Origin of the sequence: Pseudoalteromonas sp. S3260 (assembly GCF_005886925.1) — a bacterium.
Lineage (GTDB): Bacteria > Pseudomonadota > Gammaproteobacteria > Enterobacterales > Alteromonadaceae > Pseudoalteromonas > Pseudoalteromonas tetraodonis.
In genome coordinates, this window is the sequence record NZ_PNCV01000362.1 from 1 (window position 1) to 262 (window position 262).

At 51.9% G+C, this 262-nt stretch carries 1 pseudogene; it reads right to left on the reverse strand.

Annotated elements, in window-relative coordinates:
• A pseudogene (locus CWC14_RS19320) lies at window positions 1-262 on the reverse strand (hypothetical protein); the annotation flags it as partial.

Below are 262 nucleotides of genomic sequence, written 5' to 3' on the forward strand. Positions count from 1 at the left end.
TGGGCGCTTTCAACATGATGCGAATATCAGCGGCGTTGAAAACCGCTTGATACTCATTGGCCAAACGGGAATTCACACAACGCCGCCAGCGGCCATCTGGATCTTGGTTCTGCTCTAGACTATTAACCGCGACGTTAAGCTCACACGGGCTTTGTGGCTGCGCACCAACACACCAGCCTTCAAGAATAAACACATCGATGGGGCGCTCAAAATAAGGCCAACTCACTAACGGCTCGCGGTCATCGGTGGCTTTATTGAATCG